16 protein-coding genes are annotated in these 21,082 nt (G+C 42.4%); 5 read left to right on the top strand and 11 right to left on the bottom strand.

The window, feature by feature from the left end; all coding sequences use genetic code 11:
• Positions 1-366: 366 nt before the first annotated feature.
• A complete protein-coding gene (locus ACYVBM_RS07105; protein WP_460684943.1) occupies positions 367-1,182 on the bottom strand; it encodes a hypothetical protein in 816 nt (271 codons plus the stop codon).
• Positions 1,179-1,958, bottom strand: coding sequence for a UDP-2,3-diacylglucosamine diphosphatase (locus ACYVBM_RS07100; RefSeq protein ID WP_460684942.1), 780 nt, complete (start codon positions 1,956-1,958; stop codon positions 1,179-1,181). Before ACYVBM_RS07100 ends, ACYVBM_RS07105 begins: the two co-directional genes overlap by 4 nt.
• A 150-nt stretch (positions 1,959-2,108) precedes the next feature.
• Between ACYVBM_RS07100 and ACYVBM_RS07095 the strand changes: the two genes are divergently transcribed.
• Positions 2,109-3,269, top strand: coding sequence for an ATP-binding protein (locus ACYVBM_RS07095; RefSeq protein ID WP_460684941.1), 1,161 nt, complete (start codon positions 2,109-2,111; stop codon positions 3,267-3,269).
• Positions 3,270-3,353: 84 nt separating this feature from the next.
• Here ACYVBM_RS07095 and ACYVBM_RS07090 read toward each other — a convergent pair whose 3' ends face one another.
• The 3 genes from ACYVBM_RS07090 to ACYVBM_RS07080 form a co-directional block, all read right to left on the bottom strand.
• Positions 3,354-4,244 carry a DMT family transporter gene (locus tag ACYVBM_RS07090; RefSeq protein ID WP_460684940.1) on the bottom strand — a complete coding sequence of 297 codons (891 nt, stop codon included), beginning with the start codon at positions 4,242-4,244 and terminating at the stop codon, positions 3,354-3,356.
• Between the two features lie 97 nt (positions 4,245-4,341).
• Positions 4,342-6,378 (bottom strand): DUF5689 domain-containing protein, encoded by a 2,037-nt coding sequence (locus tag ACYVBM_RS07085; RefSeq protein WP_460684939.1) that lies wholly within the window; start codon positions 6,376-6,378, stop codon positions 4,342-4,344.
• Between the two features lie 12 nt (positions 6,379-6,390).
• Entirely contained in the window at positions 6,391-8,976 is a 2,586-nt protein-coding gene (locus ACYVBM_RS07080) for a TonB-dependent receptor (protein ID WP_460684938.1), read from the bottom strand.
• Between the two features lie 125 nt (positions 8,977-9,101).
• Here ACYVBM_RS07080 and ACYVBM_RS07075 point away from each other — a divergent pair, with 125 nt between their 5' ends.
• Positions 9,102-10,136: an endonuclease/exonuclease/phosphatase family protein gene (locus tag ACYVBM_RS07075; protein ID WP_460684937.1), complete on the top strand. Its 1,035-nt coding sequence runs from the start codon at positions 9,102-9,104 to the stop codon at positions 10,134-10,136.
• 2 nt (positions 10,137-10,138) lie between these two features.
• Here the strand turns inward: ACYVBM_RS07075 and ACYVBM_RS07070 are convergent, their stop codons facing one another.
• Both ACYVBM_RS07070 and ACYVBM_RS07065 read right to left on the bottom strand, forming a co-directional pair.
• Positions 10,139-10,333, bottom strand: coding sequence for a hypothetical protein (locus ACYVBM_RS07070; protein ID WP_460684936.1), 195 nt, complete (start codon positions 10,331-10,333; stop codon positions 10,139-10,141).
• 26 nt (positions 10,334-10,359) lie between these two features.
• A complete protein-coding gene (locus ACYVBM_RS07065) occupies positions 10,360-11,049 on the bottom strand; it encodes an RpnC/YadD family protein (RefSeq protein WP_460684935.1) in 690 nt (229 codons plus the stop codon).
• Between the two features lie 480 nt (positions 11,050-11,529).
• On the opposite strand from ACYVBM_RS07065, the gene gnd reads away from it, so the two are divergent.
• Positions 11,530-12,984 carry a decarboxylating NADP(+)-dependent phosphogluconate dehydrogenase gene (gene gnd / locus ACYVBM_RS07060; protein WP_460684934.1) on the top strand — a complete coding sequence of 485 codons (1,455 nt, stop codon included), beginning with the start codon at positions 11,530-11,532 and terminating at the stop codon, positions 12,982-12,984.
• 93 nt (positions 12,985-13,077) lie between these two features.
• Here gnd and ACYVBM_RS07055 read toward each other — a convergent pair whose 3' ends face one another.
• From ACYVBM_RS07055 to ACYVBM_RS07040, 4 genes are all read right to left on the bottom strand, one after another.
• Positions 13,078-16,014 carry a M16 family metallopeptidase gene (locus ACYVBM_RS07055; protein WP_460684933.1) on the bottom strand — a complete coding sequence of 979 codons (2,937 nt, stop codon included), beginning with the start codon at positions 16,012-16,014 and terminating at the stop codon, positions 13,078-13,080.
• A gap of 173 nt (positions 16,015-16,187) precedes the next feature.
• Positions 16,188-17,339 carry a beta-ketoacyl-ACP synthase III gene (locus tag ACYVBM_RS07050; protein WP_460684932.1) on the bottom strand — a complete coding sequence of 384 codons (1,152 nt, stop codon included), beginning with the start codon at positions 17,337-17,339 and terminating at the stop codon, positions 16,188-16,190.
• Between the two features lie 127 nt (positions 17,340-17,466).
• Positions 17,467-18,384, bottom strand: coding sequence for a hypothetical protein (locus tag ACYVBM_RS07045; RefSeq protein ID WP_460684931.1), 918 nt, complete (start codon positions 18,382-18,384; stop codon positions 17,467-17,469).
• A 7-nt stretch (positions 18,385-18,391) separates the two neighbouring features.
• Positions 18,392-18,880 carry a hypothetical protein gene (locus ACYVBM_RS07040; RefSeq protein WP_460684930.1) on the bottom strand — a complete coding sequence of 163 codons (489 nt, stop codon included), beginning with the start codon at positions 18,878-18,880 and terminating at the stop codon, positions 18,392-18,394.
• Between the two features lie 364 nt (positions 18,881-19,244).
• Between ACYVBM_RS07040 and ACYVBM_RS07035 the strand changes: the two genes are divergently transcribed.
• Both ACYVBM_RS07035 and ACYVBM_RS07030 read left to right on the top strand, forming a co-directional pair.
• On the top strand, positions 19,245-19,781 hold the full coding sequence (locus tag ACYVBM_RS07035; protein ID WP_460684929.1) for a hypothetical protein: 537 nt from the start codon (positions 19,245-19,247) through the stop codon (positions 19,779-19,781).
• 34 nt (positions 19,782-19,815) lie between these two features.
• On the top strand, positions 19,816-21,030 hold the full coding sequence (locus ACYVBM_RS07030; RefSeq protein ID WP_460684928.1) for a DUF2062 domain-containing protein: 1,215 nt from the start codon (positions 19,816-19,818) through the stop codon (positions 21,028-21,030).
• Positions 21,031-21,082 lie beyond the last annotated feature (52 nt).

Raw genomic sequence — 21,082 nt, 5'->3', positions numbered from 1 at the left:
AACGATAGCGGCAAAGCCTGGGTTACTTTTATGGAAATTGCGTATTTAACCAAAACAGGATATGAGTTTTATTGCAAGCCATAAAATCGCATCAGCACTCACAGGGGTGTATCTTTTATTATGGGGCTATCTATACTATCTTGTTTTTATTAATTTGAGTAAAGACCCTCAATGTATTTCGGGGCTGATAGTTGTAATTTTCGCACACTATATTTTAACTACCGTTTATTTAATAAGTTTTTTGATCTCTTACTTTGTTTCTAAAAGGCCTGATAAAAAAGCCTACTTATACTTTATAGCCTTGGTGATGATGCCAGCCCTGGCAGGCGGATGGTTGTTCGGCTTTTTCTAAAACAGGACTTTTATTTAACGCCACCCGGTAGCATAAATACTAAGCCCTGTATCATTGAGCACATACAGTTTATTATTTCTGAAAAACAACTGCCTGTATGGCTGTAATTCAGCAGGTACAGGCCATTCTTCATGTTTAAAAGTACTGATATTGTAACGGTATAATGTATTGCCGGCAGAACCATAAATATATTTACCGGCAATATGCAGGTTTTTCCAGCCCGTTATATCTATTTTATTTTTATAGGATCCATAGTAATCAAACACGTAAATACCCTGTAAGGAATCGTATAAATAGACATACTGGTTTTGATCGAATATTTTAACAGGAGCCAGCACCTTATCGAAGATTTGCCTGAAATCAGCCGTTTTAAACAGGATGTTTCCTTCGTCGTCCAGCTTCTTCAGCACATTGTCCATATCATCGTACAGCCATATCTTTCCGTCATACGAAAGGCCCGTAGCAGTAGCATTAAAAATATTTTTCTTGCGGAGATCTATAGTGTTTTTTAAATTAAGCATCCCATCTAAAACAACGATGGTAGAAAATCCTTTATAGTACAGCATTATTTTAACCGGGTTAGAAACATCTACCAGCGTGGCTTCTCCAAACTTTTTAATATCATTAAAAACGGAAACAGAATCGCCGCCAGGGTTGAGCTTTTTAAGCTGATTACTGGCGCTGAGCAGGTAAATATTATCCAGGTTGTCTACAGAAAAAGAAGCATAATCGCCCGTAACGGTTTTCAGCTTTTGGCCCATAGAGAAGGACTGTGCTTTTGCCAAAAAGCTGAAAAAAGACAGGATCAATATGTTCAGTAAAGTTCTCAATAATTACGGATGATTTTATGTTCTTTATCCTGGTAAGATAATAATTGCATATCGTTGCCATCAAAAACAGCATAAGTGAAAAACGTTAACCAATCGCCCAGGTTCATATAGCGACTGTTATCGTTAAGCTTAAAGTCTATGGGCAAATGCCGGTGCCCGAAAATAAAATAATTATATTCCTTCTCCTGTAGCTTTTGTTTGCAGTACTGGATCAGCCATTCCTGATCTTCACCCATGAACACTTCTTCCGAAGTGCCTGTTTTGGCGCGGCTGCGGCGACTCATATAATTGGCCACGCCTATACCAATTTGAGGAGGCAGTACTCCAAAAGCCCACTGGCATACAGGGTTTCTGAAGACTTTTTTCAACCGTTTATAGCCTTTATCGCCAGGGCCCAGGCCATCGCCGTGGCCTATCAGGAATTGTTTGCTATTCCAGCTAAACTCCTTTGGCTCAAAATAAACCGGCATATTTAACTCCTGCTGAAGATAATCCGTCATCCACATGTCGTGGTTGCCTACAAAAAAATGCAGCTGAATGCCTTTGTCTGAAAGTTCAGCCAGCTTACCCAGCAGACGCACATAACCTTTAGGTACCACATATTTATATTCATACCAGAAATCGAACATGTCGCCTACAATAAAGATTTCAGAGGCTTTGTCTTCGATCTCATTTAAAAAACGGACGATCAGCTTTTCACGTACCAGACTCTCCCCATGTGATGGCACACCCAGGTGAAAATCTGATAAAAAGTATATGTTTTTTCCCTGTTCCAAATTGACATTATATATGACGGGTAAAATTAGGCAGAGAATATAAAAGTTAAACGAAAATTTAGGGACGGGTTTATTTGTTTAGGCTCGATAAAAGGCGTATTTTTGGACAAATTTAAAGTTTAACTTTAAATTTGTCCAAAATGTAGAGAAATGTTTATTAACAGAGTGTTACATAGCGAGTTAGAACGATTAACCAAGCTATACGCTGTTATTGTTATAACCGGGCCAAGACAGTCCGGTAAAACTACCTTGTGTAAGAATCAGTTTTCCGGGTACCATTATGTTAATCTGGAAAACATCAGTGTAAGGGAGCAGATACAGACTGCGCCCAAAGTTTTTTTGGAGCAATATGTAGCAGGGCTGATTATTGATGAAGCGCAATATTTGCCCGAATTATTTTCCTACATCCAGGTTGTTGCAGATGAAAATGAGCAGGCAAAATTCATTTTAACGGGCAGCAGTAATTTTTCGTTGATGGAAGGTATTACACAGTCTCTTGCAGGAAGGGCTGCCGTACTGACCTTACTGCCATTCTCCTTAAAAGAATTAGGCAGTCGTGTACACCAAGAGGGCACTGATACATTGCTGCTGAATGGCGGCTACCCGGCAGTATGGGCAAAGGGCATTCCGGTACAGGATGTAAGCCGCAATTATTACAACACTTATATCGAGCGGGATGTAAGACAGTTACTGAATGTAAAAGATATGACCCGCTTTCAGACGTTTATAAGGCTATGTGCCGGGCGGACGGGAAAAGAGTTCACTGCATCAGCATTGTCTAATGAAATTGGCGTATCTGTACCAACTATCCAGGAATGGCTGAGCACGCTGGAAGCTTCTTACATTCTTTTCCGTCTGCTACCATTTTTCAGGAATATCGGGAAACGGCTGGTTAAAACCCCAAAGCTGTATTTTTACGATACAGGGTTGGCCTGTTTTCTGTTAGGAATAGAAAATGAGCAGCAATTGGCAACTCACCCGCTGCGTGGCGCCTTGTTTGAAAATATGGTGGTGCTGGAATTTTTCAAAAACAGGTATAACCAGGGTAAGCTGCCTAATCTTTACTTCTATCGTGATAAATCGCAAAATGAAGTGGATCTGATTGAAGAAAAAGGAGCACAATTGTATGCCTATGAGATCAAATCAGCCAGAAGCTTTACGAAGGTGTTTGTGAAAGGACTGGATTATTTAAGGAAAGTGGTTGGAGGCAATGTGGTTTCTACCCAGGTCATTTACGATGGCGAAAACGACATATACAGTCCAGAGAATGGTACAGTGAATTTCAGGAATATTAAGTTTACAGAAACCTGACAAATAAAACCGGGCAAATATGAAGTTCAACTTTAAATCTGCCCGAATAAGGTTAGCATATTAGTTTGCACAAGAATATTAAATTTACTCCATCGGTGTATTTACTTTTTTATCATAATGGCTAAGCGCCAGGCCACCCAAAACCATGGCTACTCCCGTAAGCGTAAACAGGCTGAGCGTATCTTTTACGAGAACAGCCGCAATAATAATCCCGAATATAGGGCAGAGAAACAGCCACAGGCCTGCTTTTACAGCGTCCTGGCGGATGAGCCTTAGCCAAAGCCAGACCGCCCCAACAGACACAGGTATGGCCAGCCACAAAGTTCCTGTCCAGAAATGCCAGCTCAGATGATTCAATCCTTTTTTATAAGTAAACATCATGAAAGGCAGTAAAAACAAACCGCCAAGCAATGTTTGCCAGCCATTAATGATAAGCAGGTGCAGCCCCTCCCATTTTTTAGAAGAAAAATAAATAGTTCCGGCAGAATAAGAAAACATGCTTGCAATAAGCAGGCATAAACCTCTTATCGTAACAGAAACCCCGTCAAACAACGGCCAGGCTACTACAACAAAACCGCATATACAAATAATAAGAGCCAGCAATATGCGTGGGCTAATGGGTTTTTTTAAAATAAAAACAGAAAGAAAACTGATGAATACAGGGCTGGCAGCTATGGTTAATGCACCTACACCAGCCGTTACCTCTTTCATAGCTATTACATATATACCCAGGTATATGGTAATATTCAGCATCCCGTACACTGCAAGCTGTTTTATTTCTTTAACCGCCGGTAGCCGCTTTTTTAACAACACATGAGCAATGAAAAGCATAATGGCAGCAGCTATGCCAAACCTGCATGTAGCTACCACCAACGGCTGCGCATCCTGCAGCGCGATTTTTGTTGCTGTGGAGGCCGAAGACCATAATACAGTAAAAAATAACCCTGTTATCAGCCAGGAAGATTCTTTGTTCATTTTAAAGCTGCGCGAAAGTAAATCTTTTAACCAAAAAGCGGTTCTTCCTAGCCTTCTATTACCGGCAGGAAAAGTTTTATGGGCCGATCAACATGGGTTATTTTACTACTCCTTCAAATTTTACATTATCTATACTAAAGGTACCGCCACCACTTTCTGCGTTAAATCCATAAAATCGGAAACTAACCGCTGCTTCCAGGTTGGTATGGGCTGCATCTAATGTAATGGTACAGCCGTCCTGTGCCGTTGTAATACCATCATCTATCTGGAATATATTGGTAGATACAACAGATAAATTATTGTTAGGAGGGCTGACAGATGCAGGAAGATTAGCCGCATAACTGTCTAAGCCGGAGCGCACACTGGCCTGTCTTATGCCAGTGCCTGAACGCTGAAGTGTAAAAGATATTTTTGTAAGATCAACTTTTTTGCCGGCAGCAGGGGTAATGGTTACTTCGTAATACCTGGCAGGATCTATACTGCCGGTAAAAACATCAGAGCCATTGACAGCGCCGGCGGGCCAACCGCTGAAAGAGAATCTTCCGCCGGCAGATGAGTTGGCGCTTATGCCAACCGCGTTAAAGCTGCCCAGAGTTAATCCGTCAACGGTTGGAACCATTGTTGGGTCTGTAGTTCCGGAACTGCTGGTTACTCCTGAAAAATCATATACCACTGAAAAAGCCCCTCCGGTGCCTCCTGCTATATCTCTTTGGTTGCGAAGAATAAGCTGCGCTTCGAGCGGAGCACCTTCGTCAGGCGCCTGGTAGGCCGATACATAACCGGTAATGCCTGTGGCTCTGGCAGGCATCATAATACCTGCGGCATTCCTGATAAAGGTGTTGATAGAACCGGTAGCATCAGTAACGATATAGTTGGTGCCTGTACTGTTGGAGGAACCTGCATTTACAGTAACATTATCAATTGTTACAACGGTCGACTCCCATGCACGAAGGTTGCCTTTTATTTGGGCGATAGTGGCGGTACGAGGGGTAATCATACCTGTTCCGGATTTCACCACGGCCTCTACATTGTTTACCTGTAATCCGCCGCTGAACAGGCTTAAGATCAGTCCGCCAACATTTACAGTGAGCGAATCACCGATTTTAGCAGCAGGGTTGGCGGCAATGCTAAACCTCAATTGCATACCGGCTGTGGCATCCTGTAAACGGTAGTTGCCGGCAGCTTCATTCTTGGTATCAGATACTACAATACCTTTGATGGTTATGCCTTCAGGTATGGAAGAGTCTCCTGTTGCATAGGTTTTCAGTTCCGCTATGGTTTTAAATGTGGGTACCGGAACCTGTCCGCTGCAACGCGTACGGGTAAACTCCACATCGCCCGTGTCCCTGATAAATATTTGCATGGTTCCGTTAAATATGGAAGGTACACCGGTAAGCACACCATTTCCATCAGGCACATTTAAAGCGGCAAACCTTGCATAGCTGCTATTACGTAATATAATATTTTGCTTTTCGCATGTAGTAACGGTAAAATTTATCGCACTCATGTTTTTGGATGGATCTGCATATGTTTTGTTAATATCTGCATCTCTGAACTCGGCATTATTGATTTGCACTAAAGTACTCAAAAGCGGGTCATTAATTTTTTTTGTAAAATCTGATGGCTTTACTATTTGAGGTATGATTGTATTATTGAAAGAGCCTTTTATAATATACTGGTCAAATAGCGCCTGGGGAACACCCTCCAGGTTTAAATACCTGCCATCTGCTGAGCGGGAAGAATCGAGCCCTACCTGGATAGTGCCGCCATAATCGCCCAGCATCATCCCTTTCAGCTTTATAAATATCCTGCGGCCCACAGGATATTGTGTGTACACGTTATTGCCATCCAGCAAAACAGGAATGCCGCCTGTTTCATCCTGTATGATTATCTGCTTATAGAAATTGCCTGAGCGGTCATCTGCTATTACCACGCCCGAAATAACCTGATCGTCTTCAATACGTTTAAAATCGCCGATGGCTGCGTAACGCGCTTTTAGCTGCATAATGGTCAGGGTTACATCCACTTCGGGATCATCGTTTACCGGAGGCGCATCAAATGCCCGGTTGCAGGAAACAATCAGTACAACCGGTATGAGCAGGACCACCCATTTATTTAAAGAAATATTTTTCATCTTTAATAATTTTTAAAACCTAAGGCCGATACTGGCAAAGAAATTGATTCCGTAAGCGTAATAGTATTTAGGAGGGAATTTATTCACCTGCTTTTCTTCAAAATCAAAACGCAGCTGCTCAAAACCGCCGGAGCGGATATCTTCGCTATTCAGGATGTTGTTTACGCCCAGATTAAACAGCAGGTAAGTACGCCGGTTATGAATGTAATAGCTTCGGGGTAGCAGCCTGCTCCATCCACCAAAAAAGTCGAGCGTAAATTTTCCGTCAAATTGTTCCTGTGCTAATATGCTTTGTTTTATTTCTGCTGATGACGGATTTTCAGGATCCGCATCGGTAATGGCAGCTCCAGTTCTACGCAGCGGGTTAATGCTTAACCACATATTGCTGAAATAATTTCCTGCAAAACTTATATACCAGTACTGTGGTGAACGATAGAACAGGCCTGCACTGTAAGCATTTTGTGGCGAGGATGGTATCCTGTAATTTTTCAAATAGAGAGTTTGCTTTGATAAAATCTCTGCATTATTATCTGCTGTAATAATAGCCCGCTGTCGGCTGTCATAATAATACCTGCCTGCAGATATGGCTGCGTTAAAGCTTAGTGTAGACGTAAGTTTAATCTCTGTTCCAATTTCCCCGCCAAAGAACACCTTATCTATTCCGCTTAGCGCGTAATTTACAAAGCTCTGGTACTGGTCATGATAAAAGGTAAGAACATCCATGCCGTCCTTTATTTTTGTATAATAACCGGCAATGCCCAGTTTCACACGGGGTGTATTCAACTTATACCCTGCTTCGCCTGAAATAATGGTTTCACTTGTAAGCCTGTCCTGCACTGTATTTCGTGTACGCTGGGAAATGTAAGCGTTTTCGAAGAATGGTGCTGCGGTGCGGTAAGTGCCGTTTATGAAAAAGTAGTTACGGCCATTCAGCTTATATGTTATCCCTGCTTTAATGTTGGGATTGGTGAAGCTATGCCCGGCTGCCTTACCATAAGAAATGCCGGGAAACAGGCCACTTCGGTTGAAGCCTGTTCTGTAAAAACGGGTTTGCGCAATGGCCCCGGTAAAGAAGAGATCAAAATGATTCAGCTTCAGCAGAAGCTGAGCCCACGCCATAGCGTGGCTCATCGTAATCTTATAATTATACCCGTACTGCTCCCCTTTTGTAATAATACGGTTGGGCTGGTTCAGGTCATGCTGAACAGCAAGAGGATCATCTGGAAAATCGCGCTCGGCAAACTGATTGATATTAACCCAAAAATCTCCGCCCAGTAAATCTTTTACTTCCTGGTAATAATGGTTTACCTGCTGCCGGTAATTTACACCTGCTGTTAATGTCAGTCTATCGTTCAGCTTCGAATGATAAACAGTATTAGCACTTATCCTTTTTATATCAGTTACGCGGTCAGACAAAATATACACAGAACGTTTTCCCATAACATTATTGCCAGCCATACCATCAGCATCGTTTACCGTACGCACATTACCACGGTTAGCTTCATACAGTTTATCCCATTGTACCTGCAAAGCATCGGGATTGTATTGATAATGAAGCAGCAGCGATTGATATAGAGCCGGATTGTTGCCAGCGTAATCGCCCGGTAAATAACGGTAATAATCCGGCCGTGGGTCCGGGGCATTATACCAGTCGAGAGCTGAGTTTTTTCTTTTACCAAATGTATATGCAGCAGTTGTGAGCAGGCTGGTTTTATCATTAGGTTGATACTCATAAGCAGCTATAAATACCGGCTGAAAAGTTTGCAGTACATTGGCATTTCTTTTCTTCCCGTTTTGCCAGCCCCATGACGGATTATAGTAATTGGTTCCGGCCAAATCCATAGCTTCCTGTATTGATGGGCCCTGTCTGCCTGTTTCGGTGGGTACACCAAATGCTATCAGCGATAATGTATTTCTTTGTTTTATTTTTTTATCAACCGATATATAATAGCTGGCTCCTTCATAATACGTACCGGGTACATAGCCTTCTTTAGCATAGCGGCCGGTGAGCGCTATACTGTAAGCCCAGCCTTTTTTATTAAAGCCCGAGCCATGATGAAAAATGATCCGATGATTATAGTTCCTGTTAGAAAATGCGTATCCCAGCTGGGTTTGTGTACGCTGCGCTCCTGCACGCATATCCACATTTGTATTTAACGCTAAAGAGCCTGGAGCAAAATCATTTGCCTGCAGACCATAAGTGTTTTGCTGCGAACGCATGGCGTTGTTCAGTCCGCCCCATAAGCCGAAAGGAGTAAAACCATTATCCAGTCCGCTAAAATCAATACCATTAATATAAACAGTATTGCCCTGTGTTTCATAGCCCCTGAGCCGGAAACGGACCAGGCTGAAATTAAACTCAGCAGCAGAAAGAAACGGATCTCGACCAGCCGTTAAAATGGAAGATACAGCCTGGGCACCGCCATCATCCATATCATCATCATTAATGATGATAGTTGGTAAGTTGTCCCGTACTTCGCTCTTTATATCAAGAGCTGCTGAATCTGTTTTAGGAATGGTATCATTTATCAGCGGTGATTGCGCATAGATGACAGAAGCCACCAATGGCATTAACAAGGTTAACGTGTGTTTTTTCATGGTTATGTTAAGCCTTATAAAATTATAATAATTTTTTGAATAAAAAAATACGGCTGATATGAATCTCAGTATTTTTATTTTCTGTACTTTTTGGCTCAATAAATAACCTGTTTCAATTCTAACAAATGAAAAACACATTCCTGCTATCCTGGGTAATGCTTACTGTCAGTGCCTTTTCGCAGAGCACTTATAAATCGGCCATCATAGGCTTTTATAATTTTGAAAATTTTTATGATACCATTTTTCACGGCAGCTACGATGATGCTGCTTTTACGCCAAACGGCAGCAAAGCCTATACCAGCGCTGTCTTTAATGATAAAGTTGCTAAACTGGCTGGGGTATTATCCCAGATAGGAACAGACCTCAATCCTGACGGACCGGCGCTTTTAGGCACTGCAGAAATCGAGAATAAATATGTACTGGATACTTTATTACGCCATCCTTTAATTGCCGAACGTAAGTATAAATATGTACATTATGACTCTAAAGACTTCCGGGGGGTGGATGTAGCTTTAATTTATAATCCTGAATATTTTAAAGTAGAAAAGAGCCGCCCTGTTTTTGTAAAAATTCCTGCAGGTACCAAAAACGCTGTTTATACAAGAGACGTTTTATGGGTGAGAGGGTTGCTGAACGGTGAAAGGATGCATGTATTTGTGAACCACTGGCCCAGCCGCTCGGGTGGTGAAAAGCGATCTCAGCCGGCGCGGATGGCCGCGGCCACTACAGTTAGAAAGTTTATAGATTCTCTTTTGATTATTGACCCTGCCTCAAAAATAATAGTGATGGGCGATTTGAATGATGATCCTGTCAGTAGCAGTGTTACAAAAGGGCTTAAGGCTCCCGGCGATGTCAAAAATATCAGGATGGATGACCTGTACAATCCCTGGGTAAGTATGTATAAAAGCGGGCAGGGTACTTTGGCTTACCAGGATGCCTGGAGCCTGTTCGACCAGATCCTTTTTTCCTCTTCTTTTTTAAACAGGAACCAAGAGGGATTTTTTTATTACAGGCACCATGTATTTAAAGCTGATTATATGATTGAGAACACCGGACGATATAAAGGTTATCCTATGCGTACTTATAACGGTGATGTTTATCGCGGAGGTTACAGCGACCATTTTCCTACTTATATTGTGCTGCTGAAGAAGGTGGAGTAAGATTACTTCTTTTTTTGCAATGAACCCCGTACTTTTTTTACGAAAGCTTCTGTAACATTAGCCAGCGAGGCGATTTTAGCAATAGTAAAATCGGTATTAGAAAGCAGATTTTTTACAAACTCATTGCTTTTCTGTTCGGTACCCTTTTCGAAGCCCTCTTCCCTGCCTTGTTGTATTAAATATTCTTTTACACCCATAACATTCTTTTTACCGGTGATTTGTTCTACTTTCTTTTCAAAGGTAGCATAAGTTTCAGAATCGGCAAAGCGAACACAGTTCTGCAAAAACGCATAAATAGCAATGATTTTTCGCTGTGAGAGCTTTTTTCCAGCCAATTCCTGAATATCCATTCGTAGCGGCTCATCAGTTCTTCATCCGTTGCTTTGCTGCTACACAGTGCCGTTTTGACCGCCAGCACCACAAGGGCAAAAGGATTATTGCTGCGCTTCAGCATTTCATCTTCTTGGTCAATAACACGGTAGGTATTGTACTGGTATTCGAGCCGTGTACCTAACAGTTCTATTTCGTAACGTTCAGGTGAATACCCCTGTACACCGGAAAAAATAGCAATAGCTGTCACCGGGCGCCTGTACCGGTCTGATATCCGGTAGAAATATTGGAACATCCTGTGGGCAAATTGCTTGTCGGCATATCCCTGCACTTCAATATGTACCAGTATCCATTGCTCCCCGCTATGCTTCCATTGTACTTTCACCAGTTTATCAACAAAGCGCACATTTCGGTCCGTTTCTTTGTCCGGGTATAGCTTTTCCAGCTCTTTATCAAGGAACTCAAATTTACGCATACCAAACAGCTTATCGGCACCATGAAAAAAGAAGCGTAAAAAATCGGGGAAGAGGTCTTCTATAAGCGATTTCCAGATCGGGTCGAACTGGTGTTTATTTTTATTCATTTTTCTATAGGTTGCTGCTTAAAAGTAACACTTTATATTTATGCGTTAGAAAAAACGAACAGTATTTTTAAATCTTTAAAACTTTTAAAACCGAAAAAAGCCTCACCAGTTTCAAACCGGTTAGGCGGCAGGGCGTAATTCACCCAATCTCCCAGGGCAAACGCATCTAACTTTGAAAGCTTCCATGTTTTATGTCACTCCTTGCGGAGTTTTTTTGCGACCTTAGCCTCAATTTTATAACCCTGTCAGCCCTCCGGGCTTATTTGCCGGGTCATTTTTAAATCGGCCGTGGCGGATGCAATGATTATAAAGTATACGATGTCAGCGCTAAACCCTTAAAGGAATAGCTTTACACCTGATTAAGATGCGTTTGCCCTGCCTAATCTCCCTTCTGCAATTTATGAATGGAAAATTTCATGTAAGTTTGGCACGCCTTAAAGCGCTTAAAATTTTATCTTACATTTTAATTAGTAATAAATCATGGCAGAATTATCAGACATAGGTGTTATTGGCCTTGCGGTAATGGGTGAAAACCTTATCCTGAATATGGCAAGTAAAGGCTTTCGTGTAACAGCGTATAACCGTACGGTTGAAAAAGTAGATCATTTTATAAATGGCAGGGCCAAGGGGAAAAACATCCAGGGCGCGCATTCTATTGAGGAATTTGTAGCCTCTTTAAAATCTCCGCGTAAAATAATGCTGATGGTAAAGGCGGGTAAACCGGTTGATGATTTTATAGAACTGCTGATCCCGCATTTAGATAAAGGCGATATTATTATTGATGGAGGGAACTCGCATTTTCCTGATACGGAACGAAGGGTAAAATATGTGGAAAGCAAAGGGCTTCTTTATATCGGCACCGGCGTATCGGGTGGCGAGGAAGGCGCTTTGTTGGGTCCCTCTATTATGCCTGGCGGATCTAAAGAGGCCTGGCCGGAAATAAAGCCTATTTTCCAGGGTATTGCTGCTAAAGTGGCGGATGGATCTCCCTGCTGCGACTGGGTTGGAGATGGCGGCGCCGGTCATTTTGTGAAAATGGTGCATAACGGTATTGAGTATGGCGATATGCAGCTGATCTGCGAAGTATACCAGGTTATGAAAGATGTGCTGGGTATGAGCGCTGATGAAATGCACGAAGTATTTACAGAGTGGAATGAGGGCGAGCTGGACAGCTACCTGATAGAGATTACCCGCGACATTTTAGCATATAAAGAGGATGGCACACCGATCATTGATAAAATTTTAGATACCGCCGGACAAAAAGGTACGGGTAAATGGACCGGAACGGTGGCTTTGGACTTAGGTATTCCGCTTACATTGATTACCGAAGCGGTTTTTGCAAGATGCCTGTCTGCTTTGAAAGAAGAACGGGTAGCGGCATCTAAAGTATTAACTGCCGGGCCAAAACCGGATTTCAAAGGCGATAAAAAGCAGTTTATTGATCAGCTGCGCGACGCGTTGTATGCGGCCAAAATAATTTCCTATGCCCAGGGCTACCAGATGATGCGTGCCGCTGCCAAAGAATATGGCTGGGAGCTGAGCTATGGAAACATCGCTTTAATGTGGAGAGGCGGCTGCATTATCCGCTCCCGTTTCTTAGGCAATATTAAAGAAGCGTTTGATCAAAATCCTGAGCTGACCAACCTGTTACTGGATCCGTATTTTTCCGAAAGAGTGCAGGCCTGCCAGGAGGGACTGCGAACCGTAACGGCTACTGCTATGTTAAACGGCATTCCTGTTCCTTGTTTAAGTGCTGGAATCAATTATTATGACGGTTACCGTTCAGAAAGGCTGCCGGCCAATCTGTTGCAGGCTCAGCGCGACTATTTTGGAGCGCATACTTATGAAAGGCTCGATCAGCCACGCGGTAAGTTCTTCCATACCAACTGGACGGGAAGAGGCGGCGATACGGCGTCCACTACTTATGATGTATAAAAGTTTGTATACCTTGTAATATTAACGAAAAAGCCATCTGGTTCATAAGTGAGTCAGATGGCTTTTTCATTGTTTACAAATGAGTCTCAGATCCTAATATCCGAACAGTTCCTCCAGGCTCAATACTTTTACGGTACCATATTTTGAAAGAGTTTCCGGTTTCATATTTTTTTCGCTTCCGATGATGGCATAGCTATATTTCTTATTAGCTAGCTGGCTGTCATGAAAAGCTTTAATATCGCTGAACTTTAATCTCTTTATCTGTGTATATTTTGCTTTTCGGGGATCATCCGCCAATCCTTTCTTTTGAGCAGCTATATAGCTGAAAATGATCCCGGTTTTTTCTATACGCGCGGTTTCAATATCTTTTAAAGTACTCAGCCTGCCGTTTTCGAACGCATTTTCCCTTTCAGGTAAAGTATTGAGCAACTCGGTCATCGCAGCAATGGCTTCGGGTAACTTATCGGCCTGGCTGCCTACATAACCTATAAAAGAAAACGGGTCTTCTTTTTTGGCAGGGGTTCCCACATAGGCATAAGTAGAATAGGCTAATGCCTTAGACTCACGGATGGTTTGAAAAACAACAGACCCCATGCCACCTCCAAAATAACTGTTGAACAAATCAACAACGGCTTCTTTGTTATACTCGTAAGGCTGTAAATTGCGCACCCAGGTCATTTCGGCCTGTACCATATCGTAATAAGCCAGGAATACCTGGTTTTCGTTTTGAACCGTGCGGTTAAACTTAACCACTTTCGGCGCCGGAGCCCAGGCTGTAGGCATAGGATGTGATCTTTTAACTTCAGTTGCAAGCGTTGCAGTACTTAACGGACCGTAATATAAAACCTGTGGTTTGTATTGAACAAGGCTTTTTATAATATCTACCAGATCCTGTGCAGTAAGTGCATTCAGCTCAGCATCGCTCAGTACATTGTTGAAAGGATTGGCCGCTCCATATGTGGCATAGCTGTTCAGCCCCTGCATAATCGATCCCTTATTGGTTTTTGCATTAGCCCTTGCCTTTTGCAGGCGGTTTTTCAACCCTTCAAGAGCTGCTTCATCGGGCTTACAGTTCCTGATGAGGTGCTCTAACAGTTCTAAAGATTTAGAGAAGTTTTCATTCAGCCCGTTCAACTGAATATAAGAATCTTCTGTTCCGCTGTTTACCGAAAAGTTGGCCGCCAGCTGGTAGAATGCTTTGGTAATATCTTCTGCAGAATATTTATCCGTACCCAGGTATTGCAGATAGCTAAGTGCTACAGGAAGCTTTTTATTGTTCCAGCTTCCGATGTTGTAACGGAAATAGAGGCTGTACAGGCTGTTTTCTTTATTAGGTACATATAATAACTCTGTATTAGCTATTGTACTTTTTTGCAGATCGGTTTTAAAATCAACCCAGCGTGGCGCAATAGAGGCCAGGGGCATCGCATCGATTTTTTTCACGAAATCAGATTGCCTGCCGGCATTCGTTTCTACCGGAGTAATGGCCGGTTTGTCAACTTTTACAATGCTTTTATCCTCTCCTTTTCTTTTATAAATAACTACATAATTATTGCTGGTAAAAAATTGATTGGCATAAGCGATCAGCTCGGCTTTGGTTATTTTCTTCATTTCGTCCAGCTTTTCCACTTCTGTTTTCCATCCTTCGCCCTTGGTCTTAATAAAGTTGTCAACCATGGCATTGGCGCGGTAGCTGTTGTTTTCCTGAGCCTGTAATTCTCTTAATTTATAATTGGCAACAATGGCATCCAGTAATTGATCATCAAACTTTCCCTGTTTCAGCGAATCAATTTGCGCCAGCAGCAGGGTTTTCACTTCATCAAGAGACTGTCCCTGCTTGGGGGAGGCGCTGAAAGTAAATACACCATAGTCTTTGTATTGCCTTATACCACATCCGGCACCTAATACTTTTTGTTGTTTATTGAGATTCAGATCTAAAAGGCCTGCTTTGCCATTGGCTAACACATTGTCGATGGCCTTTAACACAAGATCCTCTCTTGTACCATAGGGCCCTGTACGGAACGCAATGGTAATATTTTCTGCATTGGGGCCATAAATTTCTTTAACGATGGGGCCTTTAATGGGCTGTTCGGGATCGGGTTTATATTCTTTAACCGGTTGTTCTTTCATATAGCTGAATGCCTGGTCTATCTTTTTGATCATTATATCCGGATCAAAATCTCCCGACATTACCACGGCCATATTATTAGGCACATAATATTGATAGTAATAATCCCTGATGGCTTTTAAGGAAGGGTTTTTTAAATGCTCTATGGTACCAATAGTAGTTTGCTGCCCGTAATTGTGTGTGGGGAAAAGCCCGCTATGAGTGGCTTCCATTACTTTCCAGCTATCGTTATCCATCGTACGGTTCTTTTCTTCGTACACGGCTTCCAGCTCGGTATGAAAAATACGGAGTACAGGGTTACGGAAACGCTCTGCCTGAACAGCGAGCAGCCGGTCTGCAGCATTAGATGGAATGTCTTCATCATAAACGGTCTCCTCCACCCATGTATGCGCATTGGTGCCCTGTGAGCCCATAGCCGTCATCATTTTATCATATTCATTAGCTATGGAATATTTGGAAGCGCGGCCGGATACTGCATCTATTTGCTGGTAAATAGCACGGCGCTGAGCAGTGTCTGTTGTTTTATTATACACTTCATATAAAGCATCAATACTATCTAAAAGGGGTTTTTCTTTGGTCCAGTCAAGCGAGCCAAACTGATCCGTTCCTTTAAACAGCATGTGCTCCAGGTAGTGCGCCAGACCTGTATGATCTTTCGGGTCTGTATTGCTGCCGGCTCTTACAGCCATGTGGTAAGTAATGCGCGGTTCTTTTTTATTAGGGCTCAGCATTACCGTAAGCCCGTTAGACAAAGTATAGATACGTACCTGCAACGGATCACCGCTTACATATTTATACGTGTAGTTTCCCGACTTTCCTTCCTTCCACTCGTACGGGGTTTGTAACCATGCCTCCTGACAAAAAGCAGTCAGCAGCAGGAGTGACAGTATTATTTTTTTCATGTTGTAAGTTTTTATAAGCCATAATGGCCCTACATACAAATTTAGATACAAAACAGATCAGTACCTATGCAGATTTTTTAGTGCAGGCTCCCCCGGAGCCAGTACTAATATTTAGAAAACAAAAAAGGGTATTATTTCTAATACCCTGATATACTTTTAAAGGTCGATGTTGGCTATACGGCTGTCAGTAATGCATACATATAGCTGAACCTGGAACTTTCAGGAACCAGCAAGAATATTTTATCCCCCTTTTTCAGTTTGCCGCTGTTCAGGAGCTCATCTACCATAAAATAAACCGATGCGGCACCCACATTACCTACATAGCTAAGGTTTACGAACCATTTTTCATAAGGAATATGATGGCCTAATTTCAGGTGCTCTTCGTAAATTTTGTCTTTGAAAAAGTTACTGCTCATGTGCGGGCAATACCAGGTAATATCGTCTGGATTTAAGCCGCGCCTTTCGAATAGCTCGGGCAAAGGCCTGCCGCCAAGGGGAACAATATTAGGGCTCAGCAGCTTCACATCCTGCTTGATGCTCATCACCGATTTTTCGTTCAGCTCTTCATGCGTAAACTCCAGATAGCTTTTCAATGTGCCGTCTTCCTGCTTTTCTGCGCCGCAGTACATGCAGGCCTCCATATCATCAGCATAAGAAATACCTTCTATCCATTCTATTTTCAGGCTTAGGCCAGCCGGATTGGGTTGATTGCTTAACAGGAACGCAGATGCGCCGTCAGAAAGCATCCAGCGTAAAAATTCCTTATCGAAGCTGATATAAGGATTTTCCTCCAGGGCTTCCAGCTTATGTACTTCATCCTCAAACTGGTTGGCCACCAGCGAGGCGGAAAAGCGTTCAGAACCCGCCGCTACCGCGGTATTGGCATCTCCAGTTCTTACTGCCATATACGCATATTTTAACGCATGCATACCGGCACAGCAAACACCACTCGGTGATACCACTTCCAGCTTACCTAACTGTGGCAGCCAGCCATGCACCATTACAGCGTGCGATGGCATGATCTGGTCGGGCGAGGAAGTGCCGCAGGAAAGCACATCAATGTTTTTAATTCCTTCCGGATCCTGTTTAAAAAGCGCTTTTATTGCCTCGGCCGTCAGCTGCGCATTGGTATGAGTGGCTTTACCTCCTTTTTCCAGGGCGTAGTAACGGTTGGTAATACCATTATTTCGCAGCACGATCCTTCGTGATTTTGAAGGTTTTCCGTTAATATAGCCCAGGTAATCTTCCATTTCATCATTACCCACAGGACTGTTAGGAAAATAATGTGCGGTGCGGTTAATATAAACTTCGTTTAATGACATCATCTTTTAATCTTTTTTATGTGTCCGTCCGGTCAGGCGGGCGTTGTACGCTTCAATTCATCAATATACCAAACCACGTACGATATCGGATATATGGTGTACGAATTCTTTACATTCATACATCGTATATTTAAATGCGCTCCCTATACTCAACTCCTCTGTAATAATTCATCTGCCGCCTGATCTTCTGCTGTGAAAACGGCCTGAAAAATAATAAATCTACCATTAATATTATTGGCGAAGCTATGAGCAACGCGATGGCAAGATAATATTTATATGCAATAAGTATGTTTTTCCTTTTTTGGGGGTGCCTGTTTATTATATCCACCCATTTCTGGAATATCTTTCCGGCCTTTCTTTCAATAAACATCAGTGAATATTTTACAGGTGCCGCCCCTGCTCTTACCAGCTCTTCCTGCATCCCGTCGAAGTTCATCGTACGCAAATAACTGCTCACTATGCTTCCGAATTTTGATGCACCCGCAATGTCTTTATCAGAAACCCCCGGTTTGGGGAATATGCCCCATTTGCGGTTCTTTTGGCCGGTACCGAGCCAATGAAAAATGGTAACATAGCTCAGGTGATTGGAATGCCTGTCTACCAGGGCAATATTGCCTGCCAGTTTAGCGCCTGCATTTTGGAGCAGCCTCTTGTTCTTTTCCTGCGCATTGATCCACATATTCCGGCAGCCACTCAGCGTTATAACCGGCGTTCCTTTTATTAAAGCTTTGAATGCTTCATCCTGTAAAATAGAATTAAACGGAATGCTGGGTGATAAGTTCCAGGGTTGCCAGCCTAAAATCACCAGATCATATTTGTCAAGACGGGTTTTCCAGGGTTCTAATGCTGTTGGCACAACGTTTACCGATTCCGGTACGGTATCAAAAAAATCAGGAATGGGCCAGGGAAACGGGAAGGGACGAAGCGGTTTGACCTGGAGAAACTCCACTTCATTTCCATCCGCGATAACAGGCTTTAAAAAATGATCCAGGATCGCCTTGGTTTGCCCTGATTGGGTAAAATATACTGCTAAAACTTTCTTTCCCATAACACTTTTACAATCCGGTTAATACTTTCGAGGTTTTGCTGTAAGCTGATACGGCCTGTTGTACTGCATCCGGTAAAGACTTATAATTATTTTTTACTGTTTTGGCGTCTTCGGCCAGGTTTTTATTATATCCCACAATTCTGGGAGCATTTTCCTGTATCATGAGGCGCAAAAACCTGAATTCTACATTTTGAGGCTCTTTACGAATGGCTTCCTCAAGCAGTTTGTAACCTTGTTTAAATACGTTCAGCTTTTGAGGAGGCGTTTTTAAAGCTCCTGATTTACGCATCAGCAGTGTGCCTTCAAAAGCCGCTTTATCATTACCCTTTAAATTTTTAACGTGTTCCAGTTGCTTATTCCATGCAGCCATACTGCCTGAAGCAAGCGCGGCATAAAGCTCCTGCTTTCCGGCGCCGGTTTGGGCCCGTAAAAAAAGTGCTCCTGTTAAAAAAAGAATTAAAAAACAATACTTTGATAATTTACTATTTAAAACCATATTTAAGTCGGCAAATTTAATACAATATATTTTTTATGTCGCAGGAAGAAAAACAAAGAATTTATCGGAATTGCGGTCTTTCTAAGATATTTAGTTTTTTTAGTTTAAAGGAATGCCTTAAGCGCCTAATTTTCAGGTTTTATTCACCTGCCCGGCCGTTCAGCAATTAAAAACCAGTACCATCAGCTGCGCGGCCACTGTTATGTTTAGCCAATAGTCGTACGGTAAAAATATTTATATGTCCCGCCTGCTTGCTTTCAGGTAAGTTTCCTGTAAGTTTGATAAAGGAATATTACAGCCTTCTAAAAACTTCCCCGGGATGTCTTTAGATGTTTTAAACCCAATTATTTAAAGACTTTCTTTAATGAAGACGATCAAAGTATTTTTATTAGTTGCTTTTGCTTTCAGCCAATTAATAGTTAATGCGCAAAGCGATTATAAACAAGCAATTGGAATAAGGCTGAATGCCCATATTGCTTATGATGTTTTGGCCCTCTCTTATAAAAATTTTTTGTCGGACCATGGCGCTTTAGAGTTTAACCTGGGGTTTGGCGGCAGAAATATGTACATTCCTAATTCGGGCGGACAAACAAGCTTTTCACCCGGGGTTAGTATAACAGGCGGTTATCAATATCATGAACTCATCGAAACGCCTACCAATGAAAGCCTTCGCTGGTTTGCGGGTGGCGGGCTAACCATCTTTAATATTTTTTCTAAAAATAATTTTTACGAAGGGTTTGGTGCGGGGGTATTTGGCACTGCAGGGATCGATTATAAATTTAAGGATTCGCCTATCAACCTGACTGCAGACTGGCGGCCAACTGTATTTTTATCCGCTCCCTCCTCTTTTGCGCCACTGCAAATTGGAACACTTGGTATAGCCGCCCGATATACTTTTTAGTTTTCTCCTTTCCATCGTTTATTTTTGGTGCCTGGTGGCATTGCAGGCATCTATACCGGATATTAATACACACGAAACTTTTAACAGTTTAAAAGTTTGCGTTATCATTCCTACGTACAACAATGCGGCTACCATTAGCGCTGTTATTACTGATGTGCTTCAATATTCAACCCACATTATTGTGGTAAATGACGGCTCAACCGACGGCACGGAAGATATCATCCGGACTTTTCAGGACATTACCATTCTTTCTTACCCATCCAATGCCGGTAAAGGCATGGCGTTGCGAAAAGGGTTTAAAAAAGCTATAGAACTGGGATTTGAGTATGCTATTACCATTGACTCAGATGGCCAGCATTTTGCCAGGGACCTTCCTGTTTTTATAAAAAAGCTACAGGTTGTTGGTCCTGCCCTGATCATGGGCGCCCGAAATATGGACACAGCGGAAAACGTACCCGGTAAAAGCAGCTTTGGCAATAAATTCAGCAATTTCTGGTATAAGTTAGAAACAGGGATCGAGCTGCCCGACACGCAAACGGGGTATCGTTTATACCCGCTTACCCCCATCAGCCACATGAAGTTTTTTACCCGTAAATACGAGTTTGAGATAGAGGTAATCGTGCGCCTGGCATGGGCCGGTGTAAAAGTGGTTTCAACGCCTATAACCGTATATTATCCGCCCAAAAAAGAGCGGATCAGCCATTTCAGGCCGTTTAAGGACTTTACACGCATCAGCATTGTGAACACAGTGCTGGTAATGGTCTGCTTTTTTTATATATGGCCGCGTAACTTTTTCAGGAGATTCTATAAAAACAAAAACTGGAAGCAGGAGCTAAAGCAAATACTGTTGAAGCCCGGCGAAAGTGATACCAGAAAAGCATATTCCGTTGCTTTTGGTGGATTTATGGGTATTGTTCCCATTTGGGGGTTCCAATTGCTGATAGGTATTCCGCTGGCTCATTTTTTCAAGCTGAATAAAACGCTGTTCATCATCGCGGCCCATATCAGTATCCCACCCCTGATTCCTGTTATTCTCTTTTTCAGCTACAAAATGGGAAAGCTGTTTATGGGTAGCAGGGCGGTAGATATTTCATTCAACAAGCAACTTACCCTTGAAAAGATAGGACAAAACCTGGAACAGTATATTTATGGTGCTTTTTTTTTAGCGGTTGCTGTGGGCGTTTTATTCTGGATGATAGCGTTTTTATTTTTGAAAGTACGCAAGTTAAAAAAGCAAAGCCGGGCTTAACAGGCTAATCACCACATTGAACTTGTTTAAATTTATTAAGATATTATCCAAA

The organism is Niabella aquatica, from assembly GCF_054779315.1.
This window is presented reverse-complemented; position numbering and strand designations above follow the sequence as displayed.